Raw genomic sequence first — 13,463 nt, 5'->3', positions numbered from 1 at the left:
ACTGGGTGAGGTGGACGGGGTGAGGGGGTCAGCGCCTCGTCAGGACCTGCCCCTGGCCGGGCTGTCAGGCAATTCTGTCGTCCTCCTGGGCGGTGTGCAGGAACCACTCCAGCGCGTCGAGGAACGCCTCCTGCGCCGCGGGCGGCTGAAGGGTCTGCGGCTTGATGCTCGGGCGCCGGCGGAGAGACTCAGGACCGAATTCCAGCCCGGGGATGAGATTCAGACGTCCCCGGAATTCGTCGAGAAGCGCCTCGTCCGTGAAGGGAGGCCACTTCGCCAGGTGATAGAAGACGACCTCGACGCCGTACGTCGGGTACAGGATCACCGGCCAGATGGCGCGTGCTGACGTGCGCGGGACGACCAAGAAACAACCGCCGGCGGCATTGTCCGCGAATTCCGCCCGGCCACCGCGCTCGACCCAGCCTCGTTGGACCTCGATCAGTGCGCGGGCCGATTCGGGATCGTTGTGGTCGTGCAGTCGGTCGACCCAGCGGTCCCGGAGCGCAGAGTCGTTGCCCGGGGCCGCGAGCGACCGGGGATCGGTCAGGTCGACATCGACGTCGATGAGCTCGGCGAGCTGCTCCGCCAACAGACGCTGGCCGCCGTCGGCACGTCCATCCTCGGAGAAGCGCACGCCTTCGGCCGCGAGGACGTCGTGCGGATCGTCCGTCCGGTGGACGTCGGCCCACCGGAAGGACGGAGAGACGGTGCCTCCTGCTTGCAGCACACGATGAGCGTGCGGCAGGGCAGTCCGTGCGAGGTAGGTCCCCACGGGGACCGGATGGCTTCCGATCAGCCGTGCCAGTTCGCCATAGGAGGTCCAGAACCCGGCGGGAATGGCCTCGACGGCATCCGACAGCGTCTGCCAGGCCGTGTGAGCGACCCCGGAGGCGGCCTCTGCTGAGGGCCCCGGCCAGATACCGACGATCCGGTCCGCCAGCCGCTCGGCGCGAGCACGGATCTGCGCGGGACCCCATACCGGCTCAGCGGAGATCTCCTGGTTCATGCGGATGCCGCTCTTGGCCAGCTCCGCACGCTTGACCGCAAAGGGCCCGTTGCTCAGCTCGCTGTTGTACCCGGTGAGGGTGAGGTTGCCCAAGGTGTGGAGGAGTTCGGTGTGCACCTCTCGAAGGTCCTGGTGCGCCTCGAGCTGGTCGGCCAGAGCGCGCTCCCACTCCTCCGTGAGGGTCTGCGGCATGACGTGCTCGATGGTCGCGCTGTCGAGGCCCACCGGCTCCTTGCTGCCGTAGGACTCCTCGATCCACCGGAGGATCAGCTTTCGGTGGGCCGCTCGGCCCGTCGTGTAGAAGGGTGCCGTCATCACGGCCTGGCGGACCTGGTCGTCGGAGGCGAAGTGCTTCCGTCCGCTGGAGAGGAAGCGTTGCAGGGCATCCGCCGGATCGTCCTGGCCCTGAATGTCGGCCGTGGCCGCGAGCAAGGTGGTGTTGAGACCGTCGGAGTAGCGGCCGAAGACGAGACGTCGGACCAGGTACGACTCGAGGTAGAGGAGCGCACGGGCCAGTTCGTCCGAATCGATGTCCCCCAACGACCGGCGCTCCATCAGGTGCAGTGTGATCGGGAACGTCGTCGTCGTGCGCCAGGCGCGCAGGCGTGCCAAGCGGAACCGCACTGCGGCGTCCCTCTCCTTCTCCGGACGGAGCATGACGTCGTAGAGACGCCCCAACGCCAGGAACCGCTCGACTTCCGCCCTGACCTGCGACTCGTCCTGCAGGTCACGCATGCGACGCTGCTGCCCCGCGTAGATCTCCGTCTGGCGGACCTTGGGATCCTGTTGCACCAGGTCAAGCCAGAACAGCGTCTCCAGTTCCTCATCGGAGAGCAGGTTCTGCAACGGGAGCCACAGGGTGGTGTAGACCTCCTCTGCCCGAGTGGGCAGCTGCATGAACAGGTAGTTCCTGAGCAGGTCGCCCTGGGTGAGCTTGAGGCCGGTGTTGTTCAGCGACTCGAAGATGCGGTGGGCGTTGTCGTTCTCCCCGGTGGTCACGGACACGATCGACAGGCCGGCGACGACGGCGGACTCGACCTCCGCCAAGGTCAGCGGCTCCTCTTCACCGTCAGCAGACGGTTGACTCAACCCGAGCAGCTTCGTCAGGAAGAACTGGTGGGCTTCGCTGATCCTGGAGCCTTCGGCAGCGTCCGGGGCGTGCTCGATCCGTCCGCGGTAGGCGCCACGGTCGGCTTGGGTGGGCAGGACCTTGTAGCGGAGGTCGCCGTCCTCCCACTTGTTGACCAGGTACTTCTCGTTGACCCGATCGGCGTGCATGGGGCCTTCGTGCTCAGCCCGGTGGTCGCGGACAGCGGCGAGGAGGAGCGTCAGCGTCGTCAGCCGCTGCTGCCCGTCCACCACGAGCCACCGCTGGACGCCGCCGGGCCCGTTGTCCCGGAAGCCGGCGAGAACGAGGGAGCCGATGAAGTGAGTCGCCGAAGGGTTGTGCCGCCGGTGGTCGGCGACGTCCACGACGTCCTCCCACAGTCGCTGCCACTGCGGGCGGCCCCAGGAGTACGTCCGCTGATAGAGCGGGACCGTGTACTGGTAGGAGCCCCCGAGGAGTTCCTGAAGGGTGACTTCACGCGCGGCGACCATGTGACGAGCTTAACGGGGGCTCTGAAGGCAGATCGCCCCGAGGTGTCGGGGCCGCTTGCCCTGCCGGGAAGGCACATGACCTTGTGGTCGCGGCCCACGGACAAGTTGCGCCCGACCTGCACGGAGCCCCCGATCTGACGCAGTTCGCCCACGGTCTCTGGCTCTACCAACGACGCCGCTGAACACGCGTCACTCGAAGAAGTCCTCGTCGATCTGCAGTACGTGAAGGGTCTTCTTCACCTGCGCGCCGACCCGGTACTTGAGCATGAGTTGCGTGAGCTTCACACCGTCGATCAGCACGATCCTGTTGGGCACGGCGTCCGCGTATGACTGGGCGTGCTTGCTGAAGGAACTCGTGGTGATGAAGACGCCCTTCGTCGCACCATGCAGGTGCAGCGCTCCGACGAACGCCTGGATCGGCTCCCGGCCGACGGTGTTCGCATCGGCGTAGCGCTTTGCCTGAACGTAGACACGGTCGAGGCCGAGGGCATCGCCGTCGATGACCCCATCGATGCCGCCGTCGTGGGACTTGCCGGTCACGGCCGCCTTTCCCTGGGTCCCGCCGTAACCCATGGCCATGAGCAACTGGACCACGGCTTCCTCGAAGAAGGTCGGCGTGGAGTTCTGCAGCCGCTCGAGCAGTTCCACACGGACGGTCTCGTTGAGGCTGGTGACGGCGTCCTGAGCCTGTTCTTCAGGGTCCACGATCGGGTCGGATTCAACAGCGGGCTGCGCTTCAGTATGGGCATAGGTCTGGACAGGCTTCTTGGCGGTGCCCTTGGACCAGAACGGATCGAAGAATGCGCTGGCGCCGGCGAAGTCGTTGAAGCCTTCCGGATAATCCTTCAGCCAGGCCCGCCCAGCCTCCGTCAGCACGTAGATACCCCGCGCGGGCCGCTCGATCAGTCCGGCCTTGGAGGAGTGCGTCAGTGCCCAGCCGCCGCGTCCGCGGTACCGCACTTCTCCGGACTCGACCGTCTCTGCCCTGGCTTCTTCGCTGAGCTCAAGCCGGTCGGCTGCCGCCTCGATCACGTCGCGGCGCTTCATGCTCTCGTGCTCTGCGAGCACCTCAAGGGCAGGGCGGACGAAGCGAGGCCAGATGGGAACGGTGTTCATGCCTGTGATCCTGCCATAACCAGGGCATCACTCCGGTGCTAACACGATTCCGCGACATACCCCACGCCTCTCAATCACAGGCAACAAGGGGATATTCATGAATATGCCTTCTTCCCCTAGGGATCATCGCTTCCTGCGAGAGTCTTCAGTGCCCTAGTGATCGCTGCCCCCTGAGACCTCAATTGCTTCTCTACCCGGTAGAGCGAGCCGCTGGCATGCACCACGGACTCGCGCCAATCGTTGAGGTCGATGGGATAGACCAGCGTCGGTACAGAGCCATGGGGGCCATCCGCGTTGACGCGCACGGTCACCCGTCTTGTGACGGCGGGGTCCTTCAGGAGTTCCGGCCCAGTCCCCAGCGCCCAACCGACCTGCCTCCCGGGTGCCAGGGAAGCATGTCCCTCATTAAACCGGTTGAGAGCGGACGTGACCTTGCTCCGGTGCCGTTCCGCATGGGGTAATTCGCTGTCGAAGTGCACGCGGATGTTAGTTGCCACAGTGGGTCCTGAATTGCCCACCACCAGCTCCAACAGCTGCCCATCTTCATCGCGAGGGCGAATATCCGCCCACACGTACGGTTGCATGGACGCCTCGTACTGCTCACTTTGGAGGCGAACCTGCTGGACAGAACTCCGCGCCGAGAAGAACGTGATGACGGCGGCCGCGATCGCGCCCGCGGCCGACCCCATCGATGCGACCACTAGCATCACCTCATAGGTGCTCATCTCTGGCCGCTCGTCCAACGCTCACGTGACTTCGCCCATGGGCTCGCGTTGCTGCCAACAGCCCTTGACCCGCTCTCCACCTCGACACCGACCCCCTCGGCATAGTCCACCGGCCCAGTCCCTTCGCCCCGCACCTTCCAGTACAGGTACTCCCCGATCGCGGCGACGATCATCTTCGACGGGTCCCCGCCCCTGCCCACGATGTCCGTCATCTTCGCGAAGGCGTCCTCGTTTGCGTACACGGCGCCCATCGCAGACCGTTCCAGGTTCGGGCTCGCGAGGAACTGCTCCAGCGAGTTCGCTCCGGCCTGGCCCAGCAGCTTCTCGTCCTCCATGAGCGGCGCCACGAGGGCACTGACCCACGCCTCCTGCTGGGACGGGGACGCATCCACGCCTTCGCCGGCGAAGATCTCGTTGATCTTCTCGATCACTTCCTCCAACGGCCCGCGCTGCTTCTCACGCACCTGCCCGCCTCCCACAGCGGTGGTCCCCTTCAGTGCGGCCCCACCGGTCAGCCCGATGTCCCCCGAGGACGTCTTCTTCTGCCGGATGCTCACCAGCTGCACATCGCTCAGGTCGATCAGTTCCTCACCGCCGGGCTGATCGCCCACGAGCTGCACCAGGTGCCGCAGGAACAGCGCCCGCTTGTAGTGCTCGGTGTCCCCGAACTCGTAGATCTGGGAGAGGAAGTCGTAGAGGCTGACGAAGGACCGCATGTCCTTGCGCACCAGCACGAGCTCAGTCACGCGCGACTCGTCCTGGTTCATCCGCGCATGCGCCAGCTCCTTGCGGAACCGGTACGCCACGGGCTCCAGCGCGGCCTGCAAGCCCTCCTGCCCGCTCCCCGGCTTCCACGCCACCCACACCTCGGCGAACGCGTCGACCTCGTCCCAGTCGTACACGCCCGCGGCGTCGAGCTTCGTCCCGAGGTCATGGATCAGGTTCGGATCCGTCACCGTCTCCAGCTTCGCGCCGGCGTAGTACGGCTCGAAGGCGGCCTGGATGTCATCTTCGGAATTCACGAAGTCCAGCACGTAGGTGGTGTCCTTGCCGGGCGCCGCGCGGTTCAGCCGGGACAGCGTCTGCACGGCCAGCACGCCGGAGAGCTTCTTGTCCACGTACAGGGCGCAGAGCTTCGGCTGGTCGAAGCCGGTCTGGTACTTGTTGGCCACGATCATCACCTGGTAGCCGTCCCCGTCGAACGCCCTCGCCAGGTCGCCGGTCACGGACGGGTTCATGGACCGTTCGGTGACCTTCTCGAGCCCGAGGTCGTCGTCGGTGATCTCGCCGGAGAAGGCCACCAGGGTGCCCACGTCCGTGTACCCCATGTCCTGGATGTACTGGTCCATCTGGCGCTTGTACCGGACGGCGGCGGCGCGGGAGTCAGTGACCACCATGGCCTTGGCCTGCCCGTCGAGCAGCCCGGCCACGTTGGCCCGGAAGTGCTCCACGATGATCTTGACCTTCTGCGCGATGTTCGTCGGGTGCAGCTTGACCCACCGCATGAGCTTCTTGCTCGCCTCGGTCTGGTCCACTTCGGTGGTCGGCTTCCCGACGGCGGCCCGGTCGCCGTCCGGACGGAACTCGCCCTGCTGTCCGGCCAGGGCCAGCTTGAAGGCGGTGTCGTAGTTGGTGAAGTTCTTCAGCACGTCGAGGATGAACTCCTCCTCGATGGCCTGCTGCATGGTGTACCGGTGGAAGGATGCCGGGATCTCCTGACCCTTCTCGTCGTACTCGCCGGAGGGGCGGCCGAACATCTGCAGGGTCTTGTCCTTCGGCGTGGCGGTGAAGGCGAAGAAGCTGATGTTCTCCGGCCGTCCGGTGGCGGCGACCTCGGCGGCGAGGATGGACTCGGTGTCCGCCTCTCCGCCGTCGTCGAGGTCGGTCTGCTCGTCCGGGGTGAGCACGCGCTTGAGCTTGGCTGCGGCGGAGCCGGTCTGGGAGGAGTGCGCCTCGTCCGCGATCACTGCGTAGGTGCGGCCGGCGAGCGTCGAGTCGCCTTTGAGGAGCTCAAGCACGGCGGGGAAGGTCTGCAACGTCACCACGATGATCCGATTGCCCTGCAGCAGGGTCTGCTTCACCAGGGCGGACTTGCTGATGGCCTCTCCCCCAAGATTCTTTCGGTCCACGGCCACCACGGTGCCGGAGGTCCGTTCGATCTGTCGGACGGCTTCCTGAAGCTGGTCGTCCAGCACGGTGCGGTCCGTGACCACGATGACCGAGTCGAACACCCGCTGCTCGTCCGCCCCGTAGGTGGAGAGCAGGCGGTGGGCGGTCCAGGCGATGGTGTTGGTCTTGCCGGAGCCCGCGGAGTGCTCGATCAGGTAGGACTTGCCGGCGCCCTCCTCGCGGACGGCGGCGAGCATCGTGGTGACGGCCTCCCACTGGTGGAAGCGCGGGAAGATCAGCGTGGACTTCCGGTGCGAGCGGCCGTGCTCGTCCTCCACGGTCTCCTTCTTGAGGAAGACGAACTTCTGGAGGATCTCGAGCCAGGTGTCCCGCTGGAGAATCCGCTCCCACAGGTAGGCCGTGGAGGAACCGCCGTTCGGGTTGAGCGGGTTGCCGGCGTGGCCGTCGTCGCCTTGGTTGAACGGCAGGAAGAAGGTGTCCTTCCCGGCCAGCTTGGTGGTCATCCAGACCTCGCGGTTGGAGACGGCGAAGTGGACCACGGCGCGGGTGCCGAACCCGAACAGCGGCGTGGCCTTCGGGTTGCGCTCGCGGTACTGCTTCTTCGCGTGGCCGATGGACTGGGTGGAGTCGGTCTTCAGCTCGATCGTCGCCACGGGCAGGCCGTTGACGAACAGCACCAGGTCCACGGACTGATTGGTGGCCGGGTTGAAGTGCACCTGACGCATCACGCGGAGGCGCATGCGCTCGTAGGAGGCGACGGCGGCCGGGTTCAGGTTCGTGGCTGGCCGCGGCTCGGCCATGCGCAATGTGGCGGAGGTGCCGACCTTGAAGCCCTTGCGGAGCACGTTGAGGGTGCCGCCGACACCGGTGTCCTGCGGCTTGTTCAGCACGTCGATCAAGCGGGTGGTGATCTGGTCCCGCTGCGCCTGCTGCGCCGGGGCTGGGGCATCCGCCTTCACGATGCGCCCGTAGTCCTCCGGCTGGTTCTCGGCCAGCCAGGCGTGGACGTCCTCCGGAAAGACCGCGTTCTTGCGGTCGTAGCCGTCATCGTTGGCCGAGTAGAGCCACCCGTGCTGCTCCAGGTACTCGCAGATGAAGGTCTCGAGCTCGCTCTCGTTGTGGATGGCCATGTGCGGTCAGTCCTCCGTGGGGATCTCGATCTGGCCGGTGACGGCGGCGGTGATCAGCGCGGCCCGGCGCTCCTGGGCGAGCTCGATGAAGCGTTCGGCCTTGGCGATGAGTGCGTCGATCTTCGCGGTCGCGCGGTCGAGGTGGTCGGCGATTTCTCGTTGCTCGTTCAATGACGGGAGCGGCACCGGTGTCCTGGCAAGAGTGCCGAGGTTCAAGCGGCGGAACGTGGCGCCTGTGATCTCGAAGTCCCAGAAATCTCGTGATGCGGCCCCCTGCAATACCCACATCAGATAGCGCCTGTTCGCCCGATCAGGGTCTAGGGCAAGCCGCACGGTGTCCTGCGTCAGATTGGCACCGTCCAGTTCCTCACTGACTTCCATCACGTGCCCATAGGCCGGACCGATCGATGCCACGAGGTCACCCGGGCGCAGAGTCGAACGCCGATACTGCGCTGCGATTTCGACCGTCGTACGACGCAGATCTTGCAGTGCAGGCGTCCCTCCGACACGCGAGATGTCCGCGGGACCGATGTATGGCACACCACCATCGTCATGCTCGCCAGCCTGCAGAATGCCGTAAGTCATTGGGCGTTCACGGACCACAAGGTGGCGCAGTTGGACCTGTGGACCGACGTCCGCCAAGTGCGCACGGACTACTTCTTGGCGACGTTCCTTGAGAACCGAACGGAGGCGTTGCTGTTTTTCGATCAGGGCGTCGATCGTGGCGGTCTCGCGGTCGAGGTAGTCCGCGATGCGTCGTTGGTTCTTACGCTCTAACAATGGGAACTGCAGTCGACCAAGCATTCCGCTCGTCATGCTGGGCAGAGCCGTATTTGTCGAGTAGAGGTCGAAGGGGATCGTGGTTGCCCAGTAATAGAGAAACTTCGGCTCCACTTGGGGACCGGGAACGGTGTAGTACATCGTGTCGACTGTCCAGAACCTGCCGTTGACGTAGAGCGGCCGGTCTACGGTGCCCTTGCGGCCGAACAGGACCGACTCGCCCTCATGCAGATACTCCGTCGCGCGCGCAAATTCTCCACCCGACCCGTACACCGGGTAGGGCCCCTCTGGAGCTTCGATCGACTTGCAGTCCGAACCGTTCCCAAACCTGACGAGATGCTGAAGCGCTGTCGTTGAGGTCACCGCTCGACCTCCTGCAATAGCTCGATGATCTCGGCGGTGAGCTGCTTGAGCTCCGCGTCGATCTCCTCGAGCGGGCGTGGCGGCACGTACGTGTAGAAGAGCCGGGTGAAGGGGATCTCGTAGCCGATCTTCGTCTTGGACTCGTCGATCCAGGCGCCGGGCACGTGCGGGGCCACCTCGGCCTCGAAGTAGTCGTGAATGTCCCGGCCGAAGGGCACCAGTTCGGTATCGCGCAGCGAGGTGTCCGGCTCCGGCTCGCCCTTCTTGTTCGTCACGACCTCCGCCTCGGGGTCGTGCACGCCGATCGCCCCGGTCAGTGCCTTCACCAGCGGGGCGCCGGCAGTCACGCCGTGCTCCTTCATCGCCTTCTTCAGGTCGATCGCGAAGGTGGGCTGGTGGTCCCAGACCCGGCCACGTAGGGAGGCGAGGGCGGCCTCGAGAGCCGATCGGCCGTCGTCGGGAAGCTTGTCCGCCGGCTTGGTGGCGAGCGCCGCCGCGATGGTGGCGTCCTCCACCTCGAAGCGCAGCTGCAGCGGGCGCTCCACGGTGATCTCCCGGTAGCCGAAGTCCTGCGCGGTGAGGACCTTGGAGAACTCGGCGTTGTCCTCGGACTGGGCGTCGAAGTCCCGGTAGATGTCCAGCACGCGCTGGCGGTCCTCCTTGGACAGCTCCTTGTTCTTCGAGCCCACGTTGCGGCGCAGCTTGGTGAAGAACGTGCGGGCGTCGATCAGCTGCACCTTGCCGCGGCGGTCTGCCGGCTTGTTGTTGTCCAGCACCCACACATAGGTGGCGATGCCGGTGTTGTAGAACATGTCCGTGGGCAGGGCGACGATCGCGTCCACCAGGTCCGACTCCAGCAGCCAGCGGCGGATCTCGGACGGGCCTGAGCCTGCCCCGCCCGTGAACAGCGGGGAGCCGTTCAGGACGATGCCGGCCCGGCCGCCACCCTCCGAGACCGGGCGGAGCTTCGAGGCGACGAGCTGGAGGAACAGCATCTGGCCGTCGCTGATGGCGGGGGTGCCGCCGGGGAAGCGGTTCGTGGCGCCGCCGGCGGCGATCTCCTTCTCCACTGCGGTGCGGGAGGCCTTCCAGTCGCCGCCGTAGGGCGGGTTGGAGAGGACGTAGTCGAAGCGCTCGGTCAGGTGGGCGTCGTTCTTGAGGGTGTCCCCGCGGGCGATGCCGTCCGCGTCCTGGCCCTTGCCGAGCAGCTCGGACTTGCAGATGGCGTAGGACTGGTCGTTGAGCTCCTGCCCGAACAGGCGGACCTCCGCGTTCGGGTTCATGCGGCGCAGGCGCTCGTCCAGCAGGGAGAGCATGCCGCCGGTGCCGGCCGTGGGGTCATAGACGGTGCGGACCGGGTAGCCGGTGAGGACGTCGTCGTCGTTGGCGGTGAGCAGGTCCACGAGGAGCTTCACCGCGTCGCGCGGGGTGAAGTGCTCACCGGCGGTCTCGTTGGAGGCGGCGGCGAAGCGGCGGATCAGGTCCTCGAAGAGGGTGCCCATCTCCGCGTTGGACACGGTGTCCGGGGAGAGGTCGATGGAGGCGAACTGCTGCAGGACCAGGAAGAGGCGGTCGTGCTCGTCCAGCTTGGCGACCGTCTTGTCGAACTCGTAATAGGTGAACAGGTCCGCCACGTTCTGGGAGAACCCGTCCACGTAGGCCAGCAGGTTCGTGCGGAGCAGGTCCGGCTCCTGCAGGATGCGGTCCAGGGTGAAGGGGCTGAGGTTGTAGAACGTCAGGCCCGTGCGGGACTCCACCAGGTTGTCGAGGACGAAGTCCGGATGGTCTTTCGCGGCGAGCTCCGCGAAGAACTCCCGGTGCGGGGCCATGACCGCCTCCATGCGGCGCAGGATGGTGAGCGGAAGGACGAGCGTGCCGTACTGGTTCGGCTTGAACACGCCCCGGAGCTGGTCCGCGATCCCCCACACGAAGTTCGAGAGGTTCTGGGGAGAGCGGTGGGGCGCCGAGGCAGCGCCGCGCGTGGCGGGGGTGGTCATGGGGTCCTTCGAATGGTGGGGGCGGGCCGCTGGACGGGACCTATTCCGACCCCGCAGCGACCCGACAGGGCGACGGTTCATACACAACCACACTTGCCTATACTCTGCGCGCGCGAGTACGCTCGCGTGTGGTAGCTAGGGCTGAGACAGTGCCCCGAGCACCAATTCGAGAGGCCCGCGCTTGCGTGGGCCTCTGCGCTTGTCTGCAGTGTCCGCTGTGCCCTGCACAATGGTCAGATGCGGGCGTGTCAACTTGTCTGTGTAAGCGGGGTGGTCACAGGTAGGGGTTGATCCGGTCGGGGTAGGCCGCGGCGAGCTGGGCGAGGGCCTGCTTCCAGTTCGTGACGGCCTGGCCTTCGACGAGCCGGCCCTGGGCTTTGCGCTGGCCGGCGGGTTTGCCCCGGTCCCGAGCGCGTTCGGCGGCGCGTTTGTCTTCGATGTTGCAGATCGCCAGCCAGAGCAGCTTCACCGCCGCCTCGGTCGAGGGGAAGTGGCCGCGGTTCTTGGTCACCTTCCGTAGCTGGAAGTTCAGCGACTCGATGCTGTTGGTCGTGTAGATGACCTTGCGGAGCATGGGTGGGAACTGCAGGAACGGGATGAACCGCTCCCAGGAGTTCGCCCAGGTCGCGGCTGCAGACGGGTACTTCGTGCCGAGCTCGGAGGCCTCGAACTCGGCCAGCGCCTTCCTCGCGGTCTCTTCGTTGGGGGCAGTGTAGATCGGCTTCAGCGCGGCGGCGACCTTCTTGCGGTCCTGGTAGGCCACGAACCGCATCGCGGCCCGGATCAGGTGAACCACGCAGGTCTGGACCATCGAGTCCGGCCACGTCGCCTCGATCGCCTCCGGCAGGCCCTTGAGCCCGTCGCAGCACACGATCAGCACGTCCTGCACGCCCCGGTTGGCGAGATCGGCGCAGACGTGGGCCCAGAACGCCGAGCCCTCGGTGTCCTGGACCCAGATCCCCAGCACGTGCTTGATGCCCTCGAGGTCCACGCCGACGGCGATGTAGGCGGCACGGTTGAGGACCTGGCTGTTCTCTCGGATCTTGATCCGGATTGCGTCGAGATAGATCACCGGATAGAACTCCTCCAGCGGCCGCGACTGCCACGCCAGGACCTCTTCGCTCACGGCGTCGGTGATGTTGGAGATCGTCTCGTGCGACAGGTCCGTGCCGATCGTGGAGGCCAGGTGGTGCTGGATGTCCCGGATCGTCATTCCGCCGGCATAGAGGCTGATGATCATGTCATCCAGGCCCCCGAGGCGCCGCTGGCCCTTGGGCACCAGGCGCGGGGTGAACGACCCGCCCCGGTCTCGCGGGACGTCCAGCTCGATCGGCCCGACCTCGGACTCCACGGTCTTCGGGGTGGTCCCGTTGCGGGAGTTGGCGTGCTTCGGCGCCTCGCTCGAGCCCTTCTCGTAGCCCAGATGGCTGGTCAGCTCGGCCTGCAGGCCCCGCTCGAGCGCGGCCTTGACCAGCGCGGGCACGAACCCGCCGTCACCGGTGAGCTCGACGCCGCCCGCGTCGATCTGCGCGAACAGGGCATCAAGCTGCCCTGAGGCTTTCAGCTGCTCGACCAGGTCCTGGCCCGAGGGCTCGCCTGGGTTCTTCTCGTCGATCATGGTCATGATTCTTACCGTTCCTCTCGGTACGGCTTACACAGACCATCTGACACGCCCTCAGATGCTGCTGGCGTACATCGACGAGATCGGCGAGCCGGGCGCCTACGTCGGCCCGGACCATCCTCGCTTCCGGACAAGCCCAGCCTTCGGTTATGCCGGATTCGTCATGCCGGAGTCTGCCGCACGAGGCTTTGGAGCGAAGTTCACCGCACTGAAGCGTCAGCTGTTCGCCTCGGAGATCGACCGAGCGAAACACCCCGGACGGTGGGAGTTCAAGGGGGCCAATCTGTTCCGGCCGGATACCCCCGCGCGCTTTCCGCAGCAGCTCCGCGTGTTCGATGCGCTCGTGCGGTCCGTCGTCGTCGACCACGGCGGCAAGCTGTTCTACTACGCCGACGAGAAGCAGCGTGGGACGCCCAAGCAGATCGGCCTCGACGTCGAGAAACGCGAAGCCGACGCCATGCGAGAGACTCTGAACCGTCTGGCCCGCCATGCCCACCATCACGGACATAACCTCATGGTGATCATCGATCAAATCAATGAGAAGACGCGAGTCGAACGCGTTGCATCGATGTATGCCCACATCTTCAGCCGAGCCGGCGACTTTCCGGAGATGCGGTGCATCGTGGAACCGCCCATGCACGTGGACAGTTCGCTGAGCTCCAACGTGCAGTTCGCCGACTGGGTCGCCGCCGCCGTCACACGCGCTGTCGATCACCAGCTCAACGACTCGTCCAAGTACGCCTGGGTCACCGACCCCCAGCGGCTGGCATCCATGAGGGGCAGCTTCACCTACGAATCCAAACTGCACCTGTGGAACCGCGGCGTGCAGGACATCAACCACTCTGAGCTGTTCCACCGCGAACGGCGACTTGCCCCGACCCCGCATGGACAGCTTCTGGGGGCCTCGGTGGACCCCGCGGCGGCGGAGAAGATGGCGAAGATCTGGCGCTCGGGACGCTAAGACCCGGGGTCACTGATGGAGAGAACCCCCCGCCC

General features: G+C 65.9%; 8 protein-coding genes. 1 reads left to right on the top strand and 7 read right to left on the bottom strand.

The annotated features are described in order from the left end of the window. Positions 1 to 64 precede the first annotated feature (64 nt). From HDA34_RS08665 to HDA34_RS08630, 7 genes are all read right to left on the bottom strand, one after another. Positions 65 to 2,605: a GmrSD restriction endonuclease domain-containing protein gene (locus HDA34_RS08665; RefSeq protein ID WP_134377218.1), complete on the bottom strand. Its 2,541-nt coding sequence runs from the start codon at positions 2,603 to 2,605 to the stop codon at positions 65 to 67. Between the two features lie 189 nt (positions 2,606 to 2,794). Continuing rightward, a complete protein-coding gene (locus HDA34_RS08660) occupies positions 2,795 to 3,721 on the bottom strand; it encodes a restriction endonuclease (protein WP_134377217.1) in 927 nt (308 codons plus the stop codon). Between the two features lie 116 nt (positions 3,722 to 3,837). Beyond that, positions 3,838 to 4,446: a DUF8453 domain-containing protein gene (locus tag HDA34_RS08655; protein ID WP_134377216.1), complete on the bottom strand. Its 609-nt coding sequence runs from the start codon at positions 4,444 to 4,446 to the stop codon at positions 3,838 to 3,840. Next, the gene (locus HDA34_RS08650; protein ID WP_233437078.1) at positions 4,443 to 7,706 is read right to left on the bottom strand and encodes a type I restriction endonuclease subunit R; all 3,264 of its coding nucleotides are present in this window, start codon (positions 7,704 to 7,706) and stop codon (positions 4,443 to 4,445) included. Before HDA34_RS08650 ends, HDA34_RS08655 begins: the two co-directional genes overlap by 4 nt. A 6-nt stretch (positions 7,707 to 7,712) precedes the next feature. Beyond that, entirely contained in the window at positions 7,713 to 8,849 is a 1,137-nt protein-coding gene (locus HDA34_RS12135) for a restriction endonuclease subunit S (RefSeq protein WP_081339239.1), read from the bottom strand. Further along, a complete protein-coding gene (locus HDA34_RS08635; RefSeq protein WP_134377215.1) occupies positions 8,846 to 10,846 on the bottom strand; it encodes a type I restriction-modification system subunit M in 2,001 nt (666 codons plus the stop codon). The genes HDA34_RS12135 and HDA34_RS08635 overlap by 4 nt, the downstream gene beginning before the upstream one ends. A gap of 274 nt (positions 10,847 to 11,120) precedes the next feature. Continuing rightward, entirely contained in the window at positions 11,121 to 12,464 is a 1,344-nt protein-coding gene (locus HDA34_RS08630) for an IS256-like element ISMlu11 family transposase (RefSeq protein ID WP_012750929.1), read from the bottom strand. A 61-nt stretch (positions 12,465 to 12,525) separates the two neighbouring features. Here HDA34_RS08630 and HDA34_RS08625 point away from each other — a divergent pair, with 61 nt between their 5' ends. Further along, positions 12,526 to 13,428, top strand: coding sequence for a DUF3800 domain-containing protein (locus tag HDA34_RS08625; RefSeq protein ID WP_044658521.1), 903 nt, complete (start codon positions 12,526 to 12,528; stop codon positions 13,426 to 13,428). Positions 13,429 to 13,463: the final 35 nt, after the last annotated feature.

Origin of the sequence: Micrococcus luteus (assembly GCF_014138885.1) — a bacterium.
In the GTDB taxonomy this organism is placed as follows: Bacteria; Actinomycetota; Actinomycetes; order Actinomycetales; family Micrococcaceae; genus Micrococcus; species Micrococcus luteus.
This window is presented reverse-complemented; position numbering and strand designations above follow the sequence as displayed.

Bases quoted from the DNA above. Each gene is read 5' to 3' on its own strand.
- HDA34_RS08665 (WP_134377218.1), bottom strand. From the start codon at position 2,605: ATGGTCGCCGCGCGTGAAGTCACCCTTCAGGAACTCCTCGGGGGCTCC.
- HDA34_RS08660 (WP_134377217.1), bottom strand. From the start codon at position 3,721: ATGAACACCGTTCCCATCTGGCCTCGCTTCGTCCGCCCTGCCCTTGAG.
- HDA34_RS08655 (WP_134377216.1), bottom strand. From the start codon at position 4,446: ATGAGCACCTATGAGGTGATGCTAGTGGTCGCATCGATGGGGTCGGCC.
- HDA34_RS08650 (WP_233437078.1), bottom strand. From the start codon at position 7,706: ATGGCCATCCACAACGAGAGCGAGCTCGAGACCTTCATCTGCGAGTAC.
- HDA34_RS08635 (WP_134377215.1), bottom strand. From the start codon at position 10,846: ATGACCACCCCCGCCACGCGCGGCGCTGCCTCGGCGCCCCACCGCTCT.
- HDA34_RS08630 (WP_012750929.1), bottom strand. From the start codon at position 12,464: ATGATCGACGAGAAGAACCCAGGCGAGCCCTCGGGCCAGGACCTGGTC.
- HDA34_RS08625 (WP_044658521.1), top strand. From the start codon at position 12,526: ATGCTGCTGGCGTACATCGACGAGATCGGCGAGCCGGGCGCCTACGTC.